The organism is Streptomyces sp. NPDC001890 (genome assembly GCF_042891445.1).
GTDB lineage: Bacteria > Actinomycetota > Actinomycetes > Streptomycetales > Streptomycetaceae > Streptomyces.
In genome coordinates this window covers 102,406-122,345 of record NZ_JBIATE010000016.1, presented here as the reverse complement: position 1 = coordinate 122,345, position 19,940 = coordinate 102,406, and the positions used below count along the sequence as shown (strand labels likewise).

4 protein-coding genes (1 of these 4 running past the window's edge) are annotated in these 19,940 nt (G+C 69.8%); all 4 read right to left on the bottom strand.

Features of this window, described 5'->3' with window-relative positions; translation table 11 throughout:
* Positions 1-877: 877 nt before the first annotated feature.
* Positions 878-1,087 (bottom strand): hypothetical protein, encoded by a 210-nt coding sequence (locus tag ACFYY1_RS30140; RefSeq protein ID WP_388591199.1) that lies wholly within the window; start codon positions 1,085-1,087, stop codon positions 878-880.
* Positions 1,088-1,126: 39 nt separating this feature from the next.
* Positions 1,127-3,238 carry a hypothetical protein gene (locus tag ACFYY1_RS30135; protein ID WP_388591197.1) on the bottom strand — a complete coding sequence of 704 codons (2,112 nt, stop codon included), beginning with the start codon at positions 3,236-3,238 and terminating at the stop codon, positions 1,127-1,129.
* 13 nt (positions 3,239-3,251) lie between these two features.
* On the bottom strand, positions 3,252-12,578 hold the full coding sequence (locus ACFYY1_RS30130) for a hypothetical protein (protein WP_388591195.1): 9,327 nt from the start codon (positions 12,576-12,578) through the stop codon (positions 3,252-3,254).
* A gap of 1,889 nt (positions 12,579-14,467) precedes the next feature.
* Positions 14,468-19,940 carry the end of a UvrD-helicase domain-containing protein gene (locus ACFYY1_RS30125; protein WP_388591194.1) on the bottom strand. The gene runs 22,865 nt beyond the window's last position, so the window shows 5,473 of its 28,338 coding nt (coding positions 22,866-28,338); its start codon lies beyond the right edge, outside the window; it ends in the stop codon at positions 14,468-14,470.

Sequence of the window (19,940 nt, the reverse complement as noted above, 5' to 3'; positions counted from 1 at the left end):
GCGGGGCGCCGGCGGCGGGCCCCCCCCGGGCGGCGCCGGGGGGGCGCGGCGCCTCGGCCCGGCGGGGCCCCCCCCACCCCCCCCCCCCCGGGGGGGGGGCCCCCCCCGCCGGGGGGCCCCCCCGCCCGGGGGTCAGTTCGTTCGTGCGGTCCCGAATCCTCGACTGCCCGTGGCGCGCCAGCTGGCCCGGCGGCGGTCGACGCGGAGCCCGCTCAGGTCCGCGGCTTCCAACCCGTTCCCTCCCTCGGTTCTGCTCGCTCTGCGGTCCAGTGGTGAACGAACCGGGCCGGTCACGGGGCGGACGGAAGGCTGTCCCGGACGGATGTCGGCAGCGAGTAGGCCGTGGCCAGGGCGGTGATGATCTGGTGGGCCGTCTCCCGGTCGGCTTCGGGGTCCGCCGTCTCGATGGAGTCGTCGTCGCCGAGGAGCTCGGCGAGTTCATCGTGAACGTCCTCCGTGTCTCCGCCGAGGCTGCGCTTGATCGCGATCAGCTCCTCTGTGTGCCGGTGCGCCCGCTCCAGGCTTGCTGCCTGGTGACCTCGAAGGTCCTTGTACCAGGCGGGTGTGACAGCGGTGTCGGGCAGTGCTCATTTCTTGGCCAGGGCGGGACGAGTGCTGCTCTCCAGGGTGGCAATCGCCTCCTGGGGGACGGGGATGACACTCTCGATCAGGGTCAGTGCGCGGCGCAGGGCGAGCTGGCGCTGGGGCCTACCAGCGCACGGCAAACAGCTCGGCCCGCACGATGTGCGGACTCTGGACGCCTACGAGGGCATCGCACGCTGGATGGCGGACCGGGCCGCGCCTGAGCTGAGTCCACAGGCCCGGGGGCGATGCGGCGGGACCGTACGTTCGGTGCGGCCCCGCCAGCCGCCTCCGCTCAGCGAATGCCGGTGTACGAGGGCTGAGGCAACTGCGCGTACTGCTGCCTTTCGGACTGGCTCGCCTCCGCCTGATGCGCCTCCTCATGTGCCTGGCGTTCCTGCCGCTCCAGGCGAAGGGTCGCGGCCATCCCCCTCCTGCGGCGCTCCTCCCCCTGCACGCGCAGCCTCGCCAGTCGCGCGTTCTCGTCGAGGTGATTGTCTGCCATCTGAGACGTCCTTTCATATCGAGGTCTGTCCATCGGTGGTCAGCGCACGCCGACAGCGGCGGTCTGCTGGGCTTTCTGGGCGTTGTGCTGTGCCTCGTCTACGTCGGTGGCCTTGATCGGCGTGGCCTCGGCGGGGGCCGGATAGGCGGCGGCACGGACTCCCTCGCCGTTGATAACTCTCTGGCTCACTGCCTCGATCTGGTCCTTGGCACCTTCCAGCAGCTTGGCCAGGTCCTCGTCGGTCGAGGCCTCCACAACAGGGGCGGGGCGGGGGCGCAGGTTGCCCGGGTGCCGGCGCTCGACTGACCGGTCCCGGCGCGGGAGTTCGGGCGCCGGAGCCGCAGGCGCCAGCGCCGCAGGGGCGAGATGAGAGGGTGCAGTCGTTGCAGGTGACTGTTCGGGGTCGGCCGTGGTGGCGGCTTCGGCTGATGGGGCCGTTTCTGGCTTCGCCGCCGGGGCCGGGAGGTCAGAGGCTGTGGATGCCGAGATGGCTGCGGTCTTCTTCTGATTCTCAAGGAGGCTCGGCAGTCGCAGTTCCAGTTCCAGCTGGTTAGGCAGTTGGTCACGAGAGCGGATGAGGGTTGCGCGCGGCCTAAGACCATTGGGCGGGCTCACCACCTTGAGGGTCTGAAGCACGGCCAGGGCCAGCTCCGCCTGCGCGTGGGTGAGGTCCAACTCGGCGGTCTCGCTCAGCGCAAGCGGTGAGGCAATCGTGCGCTGCTCGACCAGATGTGAGGCCGCTGCCCGGACCTGGTCGGCGCTGAGGTCGGCCTGGAGGGCCTGAGCAGTGAGTTCCGGTGGCCCGGCAACCTCTTGGGCGTACCGGTCGGCGACCTTGTTGAGGTACTGCGCCTCGCGGTGGAAGGGGTTGTCTTCCACCCGGCGGCGCAGGGCGTCGATGAGGGCGAGGCGGGTCTCGACCGGATTGTCGGGCTGTATCCCGGCCACAAAACTATCGGGCGGGAACTTGACCTGGGTGCCCCATTCCTGAACGCCGTCGACGCCGGCGGCGGCGATCTCCTTCTGGGCGAGAAGGAAGCTAATCTGCAGGTCTGTGCGTTCCTGCGGCGTGATGTCCTTGTCGCGCAGTTTCTGGCCGACAGAGCGGGACTTCTCGTAAAGCGTGTCCATGTACCGCTCGGGCGGGTCGGTCTCGTAATGGCCGAAGTCGCGCTGCTCCTCCGCGCCCAGGGTGCCGCGCATGCGTTCCAGGCGTTGCTCGGCATAGTGGAAGATCACGGCGGCGATGTTGCGGCGCCCGGAGGTGCCCCGGCCCTGGGCGTCGTAACGCCCCATGACGGTTCGCGCAATTCCTGAGATCATCTCGAAGCCACGGAGTTGGACGGTTTCCACCATGCCATGCAGCCGTACGTCGAGAGTGAGTCGGTGACCCGCTCTGCGGGCGCGGCCACCAAGCTCGCTCAGGGCGTTCATCAGTCGGGAGGCTTCGACCAGCTCGGGGTCGGCGCCCGCACCACTGGACAGCGCGCTGTCCAGCGCCAGGTCGTCTGAATCGGCTACGCCCAGATTCTGCGCGGGTTCCAGGGACTCCTCGGCCTGCCGTAGTTCCTTGGTCAGCTTGTGCACGTGAGCAATGAGCAGACGAGGAGTGTCCAGGGCCTGCACGGAGTCGAGACCGGCGGCCTGGGCTGCGTGTAATTCGGCAACGCTGGTGAGGGTGCGCATGGCATGGCCCCCCGGGGTGTCGCATTGCCCACCGGCGTTGAGGACAGCCGATACCTTGGCGGCGTGCCGGGCGATGAGACTGGCAGCCAGGGTGGTGATCTTGGCTGCGTGGATCGCGCTCTGCGGTCTGGTCTCTGCTTGTTCGTTGAGGCGCGCGAGAACACCATCGACCTGCTGGCGAATGTCGCGGATGGCGTGCCAGTCGGGTTGGCCCCAGTAGTAAGCCTGCGCCCGGCTGCTCTCCACGGCTGTCATCGCGGCGTGGATGCCGGTCAGATCACGGGGGCCTGCCTGGGGCGGCGCGTCCGCGCCGTCCAGGGCTCGTGCACAGAGCAGGTCGCGCTTGGGGCTCATCTTGCGCCCGTAGTTCTCGAGCTCCTGCTCCGTCATGGCCGCCGGGGCGTCGGGGGACAATGTGGGCACAGGCGCCCTGGGTTCGGTCAATAGCGGGGTCGGTGTCGTCATGGGGATCTCCGCATCAGGACTGGGTGGGTGCGAGGGAGGTGGGATGGCTCGCTGTGAGTCCGTTTGTCTCGGCTTCCTTGTGCGCGTTCTTGCGCACCCGGGGTGCCCGCACCGTGCGGTCGGCCGCTTCGGGCTCCGCATGGGTCTCGCTACGCTCGTACTTGTCCGCAAGGAACTTGTTGACAAACTCGCGAATCCGGGCCTCATCGAGGCCGCTGGAATATGCCCCGCCGGGTTCCGCACCCGCAGCGGCTGGCGCGGGCGCCGGTTTACGCAGGGCAGGCGGGGTGGCGGGGCGGGCGAGCAGGGCGCTGATGTCGGAGGGGCGTGCCAGGACGGTCCGGGGTGCATCGGCGCGGTAGGGGCCGAGGATCTGCTGTTCCTCTAGGCGGTGCAACAGGCGGTCGGCGCGCTCGGCGGTGACGCTCATGGCGCGCCGGAGAGTCAGCGGGGAGGCTTCCTGGTGGGATGTCACGATGAGGGCGGCGCGCCTCAGCTGAGATGCAGGGATGAGACGTTGTGGGTCGTCGTCCGTGGGGACGGTTCCGATCAGGCGCTGCTGGTAGGCCCAGGCGACGCCGTTGAATAGGTCGGCTGTGGGGTCGTAGGGGTTGCCGTCCTCCTTGGTGTGCGGGTCGGTGTCCCGCAGTTCTTTGACCCGCTCGCGCAATCGATTCACAAGGATGCGGTGCGCAGCGGTCTGGTTGGGAATGGGTGGGGCGCCGGCGACTAGGCCGTTGTCGGGCAGGAAGTCGGTGTGCGGTGGCTGACCGTGGAGTTGTTCGTAGCGGGCGCGCCATCGTGCATGGTTGGTGATCCATTGCTCTTGGAGTTCGCCGCGCTCGTCGAGCGTGATGGGGGTGGCCATGCGGCGTTCCAGGTCGCGTTCAATGTGGGCGAGGTCCTGCATGCGCCGGTCCATGCGAACCGCCCGCGAGGCGGGCAGGGACGCGGGGTCCTGACCGCGCAGACGGGCAATGGTCCGTTCCAGGCGGGTGCTCAGTCCGGTGAGCTTGATCTTGGAGGCGACCGTTGCCAGTCCTTCGAGGACCCGGACGAAGGACATCTTGGCCCGGTTCATCAGCTGCTCGCCGTCCGGGCCATGCAGCCGGCGCAGGACGGGCTCGCCTGCGTCCATCTGGGCCACGACGTCGGTGATCTTCTCGTAGCAGGTGTTGGGCAGGCCGATGGAGTACGGGCGCAGTGCTGCAAGGGCTTCGTGAGCGCTGTGGTGGGCAACGGTGAGGTCGGCCGGCATCGGCATCGGCACCGTGTCGCCGGGGGGCAGCGCGGCGGCGGCCTCGGCGATGTCGTTGAGCTCGGTTGCCTCCTGGCTGAATCCGTTGTCGAGCTCCTTCCAGCTCAGCTCGGTATTGTCGGTCTCTTCCTGGATCCAGGAGCCGTCGTTGCGCAGGACCCAGATGTGGTCGTCGGCCGCGAGGACGTTGAGGGCAAGGTCCGGGTGTCCGGCGGTGTACAGGGCAAGGGCCTGCTCGGCGCGGTGCCGGGTCCGTTCCGCGCTTCCGTCGGGGCCGTGGGCGATCGTGTCGAGGAGGTCGGCGAGCCGGGCGGGGGTCGGCTGGGCCGGGAACTGCCCGGGAAGGATGCTGCGCACCGCGTCCCGCCAGGTCTGGCTCAGTGGGGCGCCGAGCCGTCCGGCCGCCTGGGCCGCGCGCCACTCGACCGCGGCAAGGAGCTCGGGGGCGGTCAGCTCGACAAAGCGGCTGTACGACATGCGCAGCGAGTCATTGCGGGAAGTGCCCAGCCACACCACGACGGTGGGGTCATCGCTGGTCTGGTCATCGCCCGATGTGCTCAGGTCGACGCCGTAGACAGTGCCCAGTTTCAGGGGCTGAGGCAGCCGGCCTGGCTCGGGGCTCTCTGCGGTGTGCTGGCCCAGACGTTCGTGCACGGCGATCTGCAGGGCGTACGCGGCGGTGGTGCGGTCGGTGTACTCGACCGGCTGTCCGTCAACAGGTGAGGGCAGGACCATCCTCAGCTTCAGCTCGCCATGGGCGGGGGCCTGCTTGTCTGCCGCAGTGTTGGTGGAGGTCACAGGGCCGCTCGCGCGTGTCCCGGCAGGCCACTGGCCGGGCCGGGCGGCCGTGGGTCCTGTGCCGTCGGGGGTTGCCGGTGCTGTCGCGGGCGCTGGTTCGGCGGCGGATTGGCGGCTGCGGACACGAGGGTCGTTCGCGAAGTACCCCTCGGGGTCTGCGGCGAGCAGGTCCAGGGCTTGCTCGTAGACCTCGTTCTCGTAGTCTTCATGGTGCTTGCCCGGGCCGAGCAGCACTGCGGTGGCGGTCATGTGCCCGGGGATGCTCCATTCCTGTTCTAGCCGCTTGGCCCAGTCGAGCGCTGCCTGCTCCAGCGCGGCCGTGTTGCCGGGGGCCTGTGTCTGCACCGTCTGGTGGATATAGCGCGCGGCCTCGGCTGCAATGGCCTGAGTGCGTTGGAAGAACTTGGCGGCGTCGAAGGCGTGGTCGGTGCGTTCGGCTTCGTCGGCGTTCTTCATCAAGACTGCCTCGACGGCGGCGTTGAGGAGCGGCTGATGCTGTTCCAGGACTCGCAGCACGGGAGTGGCACCGTCACCGTCGGCTTTGATGCCCTCCTCCCACAGCTGCGCAGCGTCCTTGGCATCCGAGGCGCTGGTCACCGTCGTCTCGCCGGGGGCCTGCACAAACAGGTCCCACTTGTCGAGCAGGACCTTGTGGCCGTTGGCGTCCGCGTCCAGGAACGCGATGTGGGAGCGCGGATTGTCGGTGTCGAGGCCCCGCAGGGCGGTGAGCTGGCGCTCGGTGAAGGCGGTGCCCATCGGGGCGCCGGCCACCGGCCGCTGGTCGAGCGGCACGGTGGCGGCGGCTCGCGCGACAGCAATCACGTCGAGATAGCCCTCGACGCTGACCCGCGGCCCATTGCTGTTGGCCAGGGCCTGCGCCTGGGCGGGGTGGTGAAGCCCGAAGACCAGGTCGCCCTTGCTGAACAGGGCGCCGTTCGAGGTGTTGTAGTACTTCGGTCCCCCGCGTTTCTTGGCCTGCGCCTCGCTCTCTCCGGGCCGATCGATGCGCCGCCCGCTGAAGCCGACGATGTCCCCGTGCTCGTCGTGGATCGCGAACATGATGCGGTCACGGAAGGGGTCGTAGAGAGTGCCGCGCGGGCTCCGCTTCGCCAGGCCCGCCTGCAGGAGTTCCTCATCCGTGAAGCCCTGATCGCGAAGCGCGCACACAGCTACGTCCCAGCGTCCGGCATGGCCATCGGACGGCGCGTAGCCGAGGCCCCACTCCTCCTGCACGTCGGGGGGAAGCTGCCGTTCCTCGGTGAGGTAGGTGCGGGCCAGTTGGGCGTTCGGGTCGTTCTGCAGACGATCGATGAAGAGCTTCGCTGCCGCCTCGTTGGCGGCGATCAGCCGCTCGCGCGCCACGGACTTCGCTGCCGGCCCGGGGGCGTCCTGCAGCGCCCCCTGGCCTACCTGGGGGGTGTGTTGGAAGTCGACTCGGTAGGCGGCGAGGCCGTGGTCCGGGTGCTCGCGGATCGCCTTGTGGAGTGCAGGACGGAGGTTGTCGGTGATCTTACGGTCCTGCTCTGCGGTGCCGCTGGTTTCCAGGGTGATCACGACGGCGCGTTCGGCAGTGAGAACGCCCGTCGCCTCCAGAGTGATGCCGAGGTCAGTGAGGGCGGAGCGGACCAGTGCCGTGAGTTGCTCGACGGCGGCCGCCGTGTCGGGCGTAGGCACCTTCGCGGGGGCGGCTGGCGTGCTCTTTCCCTGTTGGGTATCGGCCTGCGCCCGCGGTTCCTCCACTGCGGTCGCGGAGTCCGCCTGGGGCGCGGCTGCAGCGGTGGCCGCCGACGGCGCGGCCTGCTCCTCGCTGGTGGCCTCGCCGGACACGGTAGGGGCCTGGGCCTCCTGTGCCGGAGGTGTGGCTGCCAAGTCCGGGACGTTGCTCTCCGTTGCGGGGGCTGCGGCCTTGGCCGCCGAGGCGGGTGCGGAGGCAGGGGGTTCGGCGGGGTCCTGAGCGACCTGCGGCTCGTTGGCTTCGGCCCCAGCGTCTTGGGGTGCTGTCGTGGAATCGGTGTTCATCGCTGCCTGCTCGTCGGGCGCGGCGGCCGGTGCGGGTTGCTGCGCTTCGACCGGGCCCACCTGTCCCTGCACCGCGGCCGGGCCCGGTGCTGTCCGGGGTGCTGCGGAGGACCCGTGGTCCAGCAGCGGACGGTCGCCGTCATCGCTGGTGCTCATCCACTCGGTCACTGCCGCAAGCAGCTCATCGGGGGTGACCTGTGCAAGCTGGTCCGCCCCGATGTGCACGGTTCGTTCGTTCGCTTCCCCGCGAAGGGCGAGCCCCAGGTAGAGCGAGGGGTCCGATTCGGGTCCCTCGGCGACCATCACGTACACCGGGCGACCGTGGATGTGAGCGAGCAGCTCGATACCCCTGGTGCCGTTGGCCAGGATGGTCTGGGCGTGGGCGTGCAGGTGCGGCGCCGCCTCCCCGGCGCTCAGGTAGACCTCACCGGGCCGTTGGAATACGGGCATCTCGCTGTCGTCGTCGTGGTCTACAGCCGTCACCGTGGCCTCCTCTGCCGCTTCGCGCGTCACTTCGGCTGGGTACTCGGCGACCGCAGGCTGTTCGGGAACCTGCTGGGAGCGGTGATCGAGGTAGTGGCCGAGCTCCATCTCACCGGCCTGGGTCTGGTGAGTGAGATCGAGGAACCGTCCCTCCCGTGCCCCCTCATATAGACGGCGCAGCGCCTTCTTGTTGCTGGCGCGTCCCGCCTGGCCGAAGTAAGCCTTTGCGAGGCTGAGTTGAGCGCACCGGACGTGGTGGCCGAGCAGGTTCGCGAGGCCGGTGAGCCGGCTGCCGCTCCCCGCGGCCGGCGGAAGAGCGCTCTGCAGAGCAAGCAGCGCCGTCAGGCCGGGGATCCCGAGGGTGCGTGTGCTGTCCAGGGATGCGGCGGCCGCCGCGGCGGCTGGAGTGTGCGCAAGCCATTGCTCGTGCTGGTCCAGCTCTGTCATCAGGGCCTTGTGGGCGGCGGTGTATGCGACCGCGTTCGAGTAGGGCGCCGCGGTCTGCCAGGCAAACGGCACCGCCCCAGAGGCGGGTTGGCCAGGGCTGGAAGGTTCCTTGGGTGAGGCCGCGCTCGGCGGTGCGTTGGTGGCCACGGTGCTCTCCTCACGTTGGGCGGCCGGTGGGCGCGGCGGGCCGTTCGGTCCGGGGGTCGCAGGTACTGGTCGATCGCCGGGCTCGGCGGTGGCTGTCACGTCCGGAACGGGCACCCCCTGCTCCGTATCGGGCGTGCCGGGTTCCTCGTCCTGGTCCGCGGGAGCTGGTGTGGTCTCGCTGAGGTGAGTGGGGACACCAGCGAAGCCACCCTGCGTGATGGCATCCGGCGTGGCCTCGGGTGCGGCAGTTGTAAGCCCGATGGTGGTGGTCAGGCTGGATGCCGGTCCGTCGGGAGTCGCAGGCACGTTCTGGATCGGCGGCGCGTCGGCGGCCACCGTGGCGTCGCCTGTGGTGGTGGCGACTGCGACCGGAGCGGGTCGGGGCTCGATGGTCCGCCAGGTGTCCCGCAGGTGGGCCCAGGCATCGACCGCGTCGCTCTCGCCCAGCGCGTAGTCGTGCAGTGCCTTTGCGACGAAGGCGGCCGCGTCAGCGGTCTGCTCGGCGTCGGGGAAGTAGGCGTGCTCGTATTGATGGCGGAGGGTGAGCGGCTGCATTCCGCCCTTCCAGCCTGCTGCGTCCTCCAGGGTGTCGACGATGGCCTGCCAGTCGAGACCGACCTCCTCGGCGTGCTTGCCGATGGCGTTGAGATAAGTGATGACGGTGCCCCGGATGCGGTGGCGATAGGTGTCATCGGCCTGGATTCCGGCCGTGGTCCGCCAGACCTTGTCCATGGCCACTGGATCGGTTCCGGCGCCGAGGATGCGCTGCACGTAGTCCGCGGTCGCCACGCGGCCCACAGCCTCGATGGCGGTGCGCAGCTGGTGCACTGACCGGGTGGCGTAGGCGTGCGCGGCGGGATCGGTGAGGCGTTCCAGTGCGGCGGCGGCATTCTCGTCGTACTGGGCCAGCGGGTATTGGTTGCGCCACACCCACTGGCTGTTCTTCTCCGTGCCCGCTGCCAGGTCTACCAGGGCGCGGGTGGTGGACTGGGCGGCCCTGGCCCGAGCCGCAGTCGCCTTTTCCTTGATCGCTTGGGTCTCTGCTGCGGACTGCGCGCGGGATCGGGTGGGCCAGTCGGCTGGCGGGGGGTTCGGTGCGGGCGGCCGCATGCGGTCTGGCTGCTCGTCGGCTACGGGAAGGTGGTGCAGGGGGGTGTAGTCGATCGGCGGAAGCACCGAGGCATCGAGCGCCGAGGTGTCCCTGAGTCCGGTGGACGGCAGCTTGATGTTGTGGTGGGAAAACCAGCGGGTGCCCCGCTCGGACAAAGAGATGTGCTGGCCCGCACGTTCAGCCAGTCCCTGGTCCAGGAGGGTATTGACTGCTTTCTGAGAAGGGGCCTTCGCGATGGTGCCGCGGGTGGAGGTCCGTTTCATGAAGATGCCATCGACCTCGGTGATGTCGCCTCGGGCGATATCAAAGAGGGCGCGGCTTGCCGCCTGGGTGAGCTTGGGGAATGGTGGCTCGCCCTCTGCAGGATCCGCCGGGACCGTGGCAGCGGATTGTGCCTCGGGCTCGGCGCCTGTAGTCGCAGCGATCGGTTCAGGGACGGCGAACAGCTCCCCCTGGTCGTGGGAAGGCTCCTCGCGGTCAGCCGGCTGGGGGCGGGGGACGTGGTTGGCCACGGTCCGACTTGTCGCTCCGGAATTGGGTGCGGTGGTGTCAGCTGTGCTCGGCGTCAGGTCGACGGCCGGGCCCTCGGTGGAGTCCGGGACACTCTCGGCCTGGCCATCGGCCAGGGTGTTGTCGGCGTCTCGCCCGACGGGGGCTTCCGTGGCGGTCGACTCGTGGGGGGGCATGATTGAAGGACGGGCACCAGCCGCTGTCGCTGGAAGCGGGGCCGTGCTCGTCCGCGCGCCCACGGTCTTCTGGCCGCTCGCCGATTGGGCGAGTGGTGCCTCCGAAGTAGGGACGGTGGGTGCGGTCGTAACCGCCCCGGCATCTTGATCACCGAGCTGTGGTGTCTGGCCGAAGGCCGGTTCGGCGACCACCGTCCGTTCCTGGACGCCCGGCTGCTGCCGCTCCGCTTCCGGTTCTCCTCGCAGCGCGCTGTGCCGCCGCTCACCGAGTTCGGAGAGCCTCGCGAAGCGGGTGCCTGGCCGGTAGGGGTCGGTCGTGGGTACCTGGATGAGACCGAGTGCGCTCAGGGTCCACAGCGCACGGGTCGTCCACTCATAGGTTTGTTGGGTGGCGATGCCCTGCCCGTTGTGGCGGTACCACTCGCCGCGGGAACGGGAAATGACACCGCGCGCTACGTCATCCAGAGCGTTCCGCTCGTGCTCATCGAGTTCAACCACGAGCGGATCACGCTTGTCGGCATGCCGGGCGGCGTGCCTGCGGATCATGGGCATGATCTCGCTTGGGTGGCTGACCGCCCCGATTCGCTGGGAGTTCGTGGTCGAGGCGGGATTGGGGATGTACCGGACGCTGTAGTTCTTGCGATCGAATCCGGGGGCGCGATAGCAGTAGCGGCCGCTGGGCAGGGTGATGTCGTAGTCGCCGTCGAACCGGCCGGCGTACCCCTCGTAGCTCTCCCCCGCACTCGGGTCGATCCCCAGGACTGCCCCGTATGCCACGTTACTGGCCAGTCGTTCACGCCGTCGTGTTTCGAAGTCGGGCTCGCTTCTGCTCGCGTCGGCCGTGCTGCTCCCCGCACTCTCGGCTGCGGGCGCCGAATCGCCTGACTCGTCAGCAGGCGACGGCTGCGCGGTCGAGTCACGGGTCGAATCCTCCTGGGACCTGGGTGACTCGGCAAGCGCTGCCGGCACCCGATCGTCGGCCCAAGCCGCAGCGGAGGGCGTCGCGGCCAAGGCCGACGGTGCGTCGCCAGACCAACCTTCTGTCTGGGGGTACTCATCGCCGTTCTCTGCAGGCAGCGGTCGCGTGGACGTCTCATCTGCGGCGCGCGAGCCCATGGCGTCTTCGTGCTCCTCATCGGGAGTCGTGGTGCCCTCGCTTGGGCCCGCTGGGAGGCCGTTGTCGCCCGAAGTCGGCGGCAACATCTCACTCAACGGCTGCTCAGCGGACTGCACTTCGCCGGTGGCTGCGTCCTGTCCCACGGTGCGGGCCACCGCTTCCAGGCTCTGGGCCTGTGCCATACGGAGGCCGTGGACGGCATCTGGCCGCTCGCCGCGGCTCATCGCCACCCATCGCGCGAAATTCTGCGCCAACTGCGCCTCGTCGGCATGCCGGGCAGCATCCTCCGGGCTGATCTGGGGGACCTGGTCACCGTCCAGCAGCACCGGCTTCTCACGGACAGCGCGCATCACGTATCGGTCCAGCGGCGGCAGACGCCGCGCCGCCGACTTGCGCTCCTCGTTGTTCATCCACGGCCGACGCGACTGCTCGTACCGCGCCTCATAGGCGCGGCGTTCATCCTCGTGCAGCCCCTCCGGGTACAGCGTCGCGAGGTACAACGCTTCGCGCCCCATGGTCGAGGAACGCAGGAGCGTCGAGGTGTCGGTCCTTGTGTCCGTCACCAGGAACCCGGCCGCGCGCAGCATCGCAACCCGCTCGGCATTCACCTTCCGTCCGGGCACGACCCGATCCCCTGCCGGCTCCCTCAGCAGCCGCGCGGCACCCGTCTCGTCCAGCCACAGGCGGCCCTCGAGCGCGTGAGTCATGTCTGCGGCGAGTGCTGGCCACCAGCCCAGCTCGGGAACCGTCCCCTTGGCGTGCCACTGGTCACTTCGCAGCCGGTCGCGGTTGGCAGTGTCCATGCGTGTCACTGCGGTCAGCTGCCTGTCGTCCTGAGCTTCGAGCTGGGCGAGCTTCGCACTCAGCTGTTCGCGCGTATCCGCCAGCCGGGCCTGCTCTGTAGCCGGCTTGAGCCCTTCGACGATGTTCTTCAGAGCCTCTGCAGTGGTGGCGACACCAGCCGCCCGCTGGGTCTCCACCGCTGCTCTGACTACCTCAGACGCGTGGTACTCCAGGCGCGATCTCTGTCCCTCGGCGTGCGCCTCATGTGCCAGGCCGTAGTGGCGTTCAGCTTCGCGCCATTGATCGTGGGTGGCGTGCATGACCGCCTCCAGCCGTTCCTCGGCGCGAGTCGAGGAACGCGACGCCGCTCGCAACGCCCCCGCGTCTGCCTGCGTCGCGTCCTGAAAGGCCCGGTCGGCCACGTCCATCAGTGCTGCGATGTGGCCTTCCTGGTCGAGCTCCTCCGGCCCCTGGCCCAGAGCTGCGGACACGTCGTTCTCCGCCCCGTGGCCTGTGGCGACCGGGGTGGGCTCCTGCGTCTGCTGGACGCCAGTGTTCTGCTGCCGAGCGCCCAGCCCCTCCGGCTCGGAAGTGGAGGGAGTCTCGTCACTTGCGACCGTCCTGGAAGGCCCAGGCGGCCTCCCGACCGCGGATGAGGCATCTTCCTTCACCCCTTCCGTTGGCGGAGTGCCTGCTGTGGCCAGGCCGTGCGGCGCGGGGCGCCTTTCGGGGACTGGGCGTTCGGGGACGGTGTCGCCGGCGAGCCCGGGTGCGGTAGTGCGGGTAGGTGCGTCTGGGTCACCGCGGGCGTCGGCATCGGCTGCTTGCCTCCCGCTGGTACGGGGGCTGCGTGCCGCGGTGCGTCCGTTGCCTGCGGTCACGCGGCCGTCGCTCTGGCCGACGCCTTCAGCACGGGTGAGCGGGAGTCGGCCCGGCGAGCTGGCGAAGGCGGGGCGGGCTGGTTGCTCTGGTTCGGCCGCGAAGGCGCGTGGAACGTCCTCCGCGCCAGACCAGCCGGGCAGGGGTTCGAGGGCGGCGAAGGCGAACGGTGCATCCTCCTGGGCCCATCCGGTGCGCGGTGCGGTCGGGAGGGTCGAGGTTCCGGGATCGCTGACGCCGTCGGCGGCAGGCTGTGGCTTGGGAGCTCCAGCGTCGGGCATCGGGCTGTCGTCTGTGATCGGGTCCAAGGCCGAGGGGACCTCTTCGGGTGCCGCCCATCCTGTTGTGGGGTCGGGCGTGGCGAAAGCCGGCGGTGCTTCCTCGGTGCCCCAGCCGGTTCCTTCGAGGACCGCTGGTTCCGGAGGGGCGGGCGCGCCGGCCGGGGGGACTGCCGTCTGCGCAGCGGCGGGGGGCGCGAGGGCGCGGGGCACGTCAGTGGGATCCGTCCACCCAGGAGTTGGGGGCGTCTCGCTCGTGGAAAGCGCGAAGGGGATCTCGTCCACATCTGCTGCCCACCCGGCGGATGCGGGTACGGCCTCGTCTGCAGCCTGGAGCGCCGAGGGGAGGTCGTCACTCCCCCAGTCCGGCCCGGAGGCCAGAGCGGACGGCACGTCGTCCTGCTCCCACGCGCCTGTCGGTCGGGCTGCTGGGTTGACTTCGGTGACCGGCTCCGGTGAGGCGCTGGAGGACGGTGTGGATGAGGAGGCCTGATCAACAGCGGAATGAGAGCTCAGGGCGGAGGGGGCATCCGCACGAGCCCAGGGGTGGGGCTGTGGGTCAGCGAAGGCGGAAGGCGGCTCATCCGCCGTCCACCCCGACCCGGTGGCGGGCGGCGTCGGCAGGTCCGCGAAGGCGGACGGGGCCTCTGCATGCCAGCCGGGGGCGACAGTGCCGGACGCATCCAGCGCGGAGGGCACATCGTCCGTCTCCCACTCTCCGGCGCCGCCCTCAGCCGGGCGGAGATCGCTCTCGGCGCCGGTCGGCGTGCGTGCTCCGGTGGAGGGGGCGAGCGCGGCGGGAATGTCGGGGTCGCTGGACCACGAGGACACTGGTGCGAAGGCGGAGGGCGGCTCCTGCTCGCCGCTCCAGCCCGGGCCCCGTGGTGTGGAGGGCGGTTGTGCGGTGGTGTCCGGTGCTCGTGGCACATCGGCGTCACGCGTGGCGCCCTCGGCCGCGCCATCGAGGGCTGAGGGTGCGTCGCCGCTCCAGGCGGGCTGGTGGTGCGACGGGAGCGGGAACTCTTCGGGAGCGGTGGCCATTCGTCACCTCGTTGACGATCACGGGTGGCGGCGAGGCCGCCTGCTTCCCCTGGGCAGGTCAAGTGCCTTTCGACGCTACGGATCACGGAAAGTAGGAGCGCGGTGCGCAGATTGCCCTCCCGCCTGGGGGGATCCGGGGCTCGGAAATCTTGTGCTTGATTCCCCCAGGCGGTCTGTGGCCGCTAGCGACTCGGGGCGGAGACGGGTGCGGTCTGCCGCCCGTGCTCGTCCGGTCGTGGCTGACGCTCCTGCTTCATGCGGACGGTCGGAGACAGTGCGCTCGACTGGCGGGCTTCTGCACCGGCCTTGAGCAGGTCGCGGGCACGGCGGGCCCGATCCGTGTCGACGAGGTCCTGGACGAACTTCGAGCCGTAGCGCTCGACGGCCTTGACTACCTTGTCGTTGGTGGCGCCCTGGAGATCGGCGCGGGTGAACTGCGCGGCCGCGCGTGGCGCCTCGGGGTCAAACCCGAAGCTCAGCACGCGTCCGTGCTCGGCGTGGGGTGTGACGGCCACATACAGGTCCAGGGCGCTCATTTTGCCGTGCAGGGCCGGCCGGTTGGGTGCAGCCGGGTCGTCCATGAGTTGCAGGAGGTTCTCACGCAACTGCTCTGGGTCGATGGGCGCCGCCTCGGCCTGTACCTGGGGCTGGTGGGCCAGGACGGCGTTCAGTACCTGTTCTCCGCTGGCTCCTTCGAGATCGGCTCCGGTGAACTGTGCCGCTGCGCGGGGGGCGTTGGGGTCGAAGCCGAACTGCAGGACCCGGCCGTGCCGGGCGCTGTGGGCGACGCGTACGTACAGCGGGGAGTTGTTGAGGGTGGTGTGTTCGGTGGGCATGGACGGCGCCGCAGCGTCGCGCAGCAGACGCAACAGACTCCGCCGCAGTTGCTCGCCTTCGGAAAGCTGGGCCGGCAACGCCGTCACGTTCCCCGGCTCCGCCGCTTCCTGGCGGTCGGGCTCGGGTTCGGGTTCCTGCTCGTCGGCCTCCGAACCTGTCTCCTGCTCCGGTTCGGACGTCAGCTCCAGCTCAGCGGCGGCTTCGGTTTCGGCTGCCAGTTCCAGATCCGCTTCGAGCTCTGCGTCGATGTCCAGTTTCAGGTCGGGGTCCGCTTTCAGCTCCGCTAGGAGCTCGGCGGAAAGGTTGAGCTCTTCGGCGAAGCGGATCGGGAAGCGGAAGCCCAGGTCTTCTACGAACTCGGTGTCCTCCTCCTGCTTCGGCAGGTCGAACTGCCGAGCCAGGGCGGTGGGTCGCGGTTGTGCCTCCTGCTGTACGAGGGGTGCGCGCAGGGAGAGCCGGTAGACGTGCTCGGGCAGTGCAAAAGCTGTGGTGACCAACTCGACGGACGCCGGTTGGATGTCGGCGCCGTTCACGATCGTGGCGTCCATCAGGTAGGTACGCTCGCCGTCGCCGTGGGGGTGGTTGTGGGTCACTATGGCGCGGCCGCGGATGCGGAGGGTGCCGGCCGCGGCCGTTCCGGCAGCGCCGGTCGGCGCGAGCGGGGTGCCGTCGGGAGCGAGGTCGAATTCGATGACGTCGTCATCGAGGACGTATTCGGCGTCCAGTCGCAGGCCGATGGTCTCGCCGTCTGCGTCGAGGACGGTGTCATCGCCCGCGTGCTGTACGGGCAGGTTGCGGGGCAGGTGCCAGGTGCTGTCGTCGTCCAGCGTGATGGCCACCGTGCCGAACTCGGTGGCGTCGCACTGGATGACCTCCCAGGCCCTGTCCTCGTCATTGATCCTCAGCCAGACCCAGTCGCCAGGGGTGAGCGTGTCTGCCCAGCGGAGGCTGTCAGCGCTCAGCTCGGAGCGCTGGGCCTGGTCCTCGAACAGCTGCCACATGGTGTCGCTGGGTGATGCGGCGTTGCCGTTCGCGCGGTCGTGGTGGGCTCGCTCCTCCAGGATCTCGTGGTTGAGGTGGACGATGTCCGGGGCGCTCAACCGGACGCCCAACCTCGGGTTGCTCCAGTCGATCGGCGCACCGCTCGCGGTCTGCAGCTCGGTGAGCCGACCCGCGAAGGCGCGTGCTTCCTCCAGGGACGGAAAGCCCTCCAGCGGCTGGGGGGAGACAGCAAGGTCGCGAGCAGCCTGGGGGCTGAGGTAGAGGTTGGTCAGCAGGCCGTCGAGGGGCAGGCCGCTGCCGGCAGGAATCACTTCGTAGGTGTCTTCCGTCCGGCGGAGGGCGAACTGCCCGTCATCGGTGAGTTCCACCAGTTCGCGGTCCTGGGCGATCCTGCGCACCTCGGTGCGGCGTCCCGGGGAAAGTCCCGGAATCTTGTCGTTGACCAGGTGGGTGCGGACTTGCCCGAGGGAGACGAAGCGCCGCTGTCCTGAGGCCGTCTCCCCGGAAGCCAGGGGCGAGGCCACCAGAACGTGGCTGGTGGATCGGACGATCAAGGGTTTGCCGGTGGCCGTCAGCAGCGGCTCACCGGTGGCCGCGTCCAGGACCCGGACCCAGCCTCGGTCCGCGCCCTTCTCGTCGGCGGATTCCCGGATCCGGACGAGGACCGGCACCTCAAGAGGCACCAGGTGCGAACGCAGTTGGTCCGTCCGGGGGTTGTTGGTTTCTCCCTTCCACCAGAAGGTGCCGTCCGCGGCGGCCACCTCTCCCAGGACCTTCTTGACGGTGGTGATCTCGAAGGCGGCCGGGCTCGGCATAGAGGGGTCGGTCTGCTCGGGGGCGGGCCGGGGCGCCTTCTGGGGGGTGGGCGCGTTCAGGCGTTCCCCGGTGCTGTCGTAGTACTCCTTGGCGTAACGGCGGTCACGCTCGTCAAGGCCCTGGGTGACCAGCGCGTGCAGGATCGCCTGTTTGATGTCGTGGCCGTACTGGTCCCTCCAGTGGACGGCCTTGATCTGCAGGGCGCGGAAGGTGGGGTTCTCCATGTCCCAGGGGAAGGGGTGGCCTTCAGCGTCGCGGATGCTTTCCACGGCGTCCGCGATCCGGTTGGCCCGCTCCCGGGTCTTGATCTTCTCGCCCCAGGGGCCGAAGACCTGAGTGAGCCGGTCCGGCGCGCGGACCGCGTAGCACTCCTCCTTGATGGTGATGATCGCGAGGCGGCCGTCCGAGCTCAGGTGCGTTCCGGCCTCGGGCTTTCCGTGCTTGTTGCACAGCTCGGCGATTGTCCGCTGGCTGAGCTGGTCCGGGTCGGCCTTATAGCGGACGACGCTGCTCAGGTGGGCCTTGAGCAGCATGTTGGCGTCGGCCCCGGTTGGGATCCTCTTCCCGTCCGCTGCGCGGGCCATCACGCCATCAGCGGTATGGACGAACTTGTCCTCGTCGGTGAGGACGAAGCGCGGGGCCGGGGCGGGGGCGGGCTTGGTGGTGGGTTTGTGGAGCGGCTGGTCCTCGGGGACGCCGGCTAGGTATCGGCTGAGGGCGACTGCGGCGCCCTCAGGGCTGGCGTACGCAGTGCCCTCGGCCAGGGCCAGCTGGCCGTCCGCGACGAAGTGGAAGCCCTCGGCGCTGGCCACGATGGTGCCCAGGCGGGTGCTGTTGCGCATGACGCCCCGGACACCACTGGGGTCGGGTGCCTCGAGGATGAGGGCGTCCAGGTCGCGCCGGAAGCCGTCCGGGCCGCCGAGTTGCTCGGCGTCCTTCTGCTGCTGGCGGCGCTGTTCCAGCTCGGCGCGCAGAGCATCGCGCAGTTCGACTGCGCGGACACTCGGTCCGGTGTCGCCCTGTGCCGCGTACGCGTTGAGCCACTGTTCCAGGTCCGTGGCGCGGGTTTCGAGCTCGGCGACCGTCATGCTCTGGGGCGAGCTGGAGAAGAGTGGAGGCTTGGGTGTGCGGTCCTGCACGAGAACGGGGGCTGCCGCGCCGGGGCGCGGTGCGCGCTCGCGACGGTCCAGGAGGGTCACGAGCTGGGTGGCGTCCCGCCAGGCCAGCACCTCTTCGAGCCCGTGAAAGTGGCCGAGCTCGTCGCGCAGAATGTGTGGTTTGACCTCCACGGCCTTAGCCCACTCGCCGCTCTTGCGTAGCAGGACTTCGACCGGGGAGCCGTCCGGGCGCGGTTCGAGGTCGGCAACCGTCCACCGGCCGGCCCGTTCGGTGTAGCCGGGCTTCCTCAGTTGGCTGAGGAGAGTCGACGAGACGTCACGTGCGGCGGCATCCTGCTCTGCGGCAGGCGCCGGGGCCGGGGCGGTCTGGTGCGGCTGCGGGGCTCCTGTGACCGGCACCGCGACGACCTGGTCTTGGGTGAAGACCAGGACGCGGCCGTCCGCGGTCGTGCCGGCGTACGAGCTGGCGTCGGCCAGCTCCACGGTGATCGTGCTGTACAGCTGCCGTGTGCCCGGCTGGCCGGTGGCCGCGTGCGAGGGGTGGTGCGGGTCGAGGATGCGGACCTGCTGGCCCACTTCGAGGGCGGAACGAATGCTGGGGTCGGCGGGTATCCACCCCTCGGGGGTGGGTTCGGCGAGGTTGCGGCGATCGTGGGCGGCTGCTTCGCCTTCCACCGTGCCGCCCTCGACCGGCGTTTCGAGCCGTCCGCGGAAGGTGGTCTCGTCGCCCAGGGCGCCGGAGAGGTACACCGACTGGTGGAGTTGGACCTGGTCGGCGCCGATGGGGTTCCAGGCGACGTAGACCCGCGTGCCGGCCTCGTCAACGACCTGGACCTTCACCAGTTGGTCGGTGCCGCGAGTGTCCTTGGCGATGACGTTGCCCAGAACCGGAGCGAGCGCGGGGCCCGGTTCGCGTCGCTGTGCCTCGGCAGTGCCCGGGGCGGGGGCGTGCAGGCCGGGGGCGGGGACGCGCAGGCCGGGCGTGCGGGTGAGACTGCTGCGGATGCGCTCGGCGTCGACCTTGTCCGCGAAGACAGCTTCGAAGGGGTCCTGGCCCTGGTGGCGGATCCAGACGACGTCCCCGCTGGCGCGGTCCACTACGGCCCAGCGCCGGCCGGCGTCTGTGGCTTGGGCGATGAGTTTGAACGCCGTGACCTGGGCGGCTGGCGCCTGCCCGGTGGCAGCTGCGGGTTCGGGGGCGTCAGCGGCTGCGGCAGGGGCAGCCTTGTCCTCGGCGGGCGCGGCGTCGTGGCCGGCTGCCGTACCGGTGGACGGCTCCTGCTGCTCAGCAATGACCGGGGCTGCGGCGAAGAACGGTGTTCCGGTGCGGATGCGGTCGATGTTCTTGCCAGTGGCGGCGTTCTCGATGTCGACGACGCCACGCGGGCCGAACTTGAGCCGGACGAGGACTGGTTGTTCCATCGCCTTCTTGCGTTCGGATGCTTTGCCACCCCACCACAGAGTGCCGTCCGGGGCGGTCAGGGCACTGGTCTCGGGCGGCTTGAGCGCCGTGAACGTTTCCCGGCCAGGGGCCCTCTGCGGCCTGCTGGCTGGGGCGGTAGTGGGAGCCGCCTGAGCCTGCGGCTCGGTCGCTGCGGGTGTGTCCACGGCGGCTTCCTCCCGTGTGCCGTCAGCGGCGGACGGCGTGTTCTGTGCCTCCGATACCTCGCCACCGGTGCTGCGCGCGGCAGCGGGGATGGGTGTGGTCTGCGCGTCCGACGCGGCTGCGCCGCTGGGGATGGCCGTCCCGGACGGCACGAACCGGCCGCTGTTCAGGGCTTCATCCAGTTCCTCGTCGCTGGCGACGGGCAGGCGCGGTTGGTTCTGCCCGTCGCGCCGGACGACCTGACCGGGGATGACCGCCTCTGTGCGGCCCTCGTCG

What these genes read in the sequence shown, in the direction of transcription:
- ACFYY1_RS30140 (WP_388591199.1), bottom strand. Translation starts at nt 1,087, where the DNA reads ATGGCAGACAATCACCTCGACGAGAACGCGCGACTGGCGAGGCTGCGC.
- ACFYY1_RS30135 (WP_388591197.1), bottom strand. Translation starts at nt 3,238, where the DNA reads ATGACGACACCGACCCCGCTATTGACCGAACCCAGGGCGCCTGTGCCC.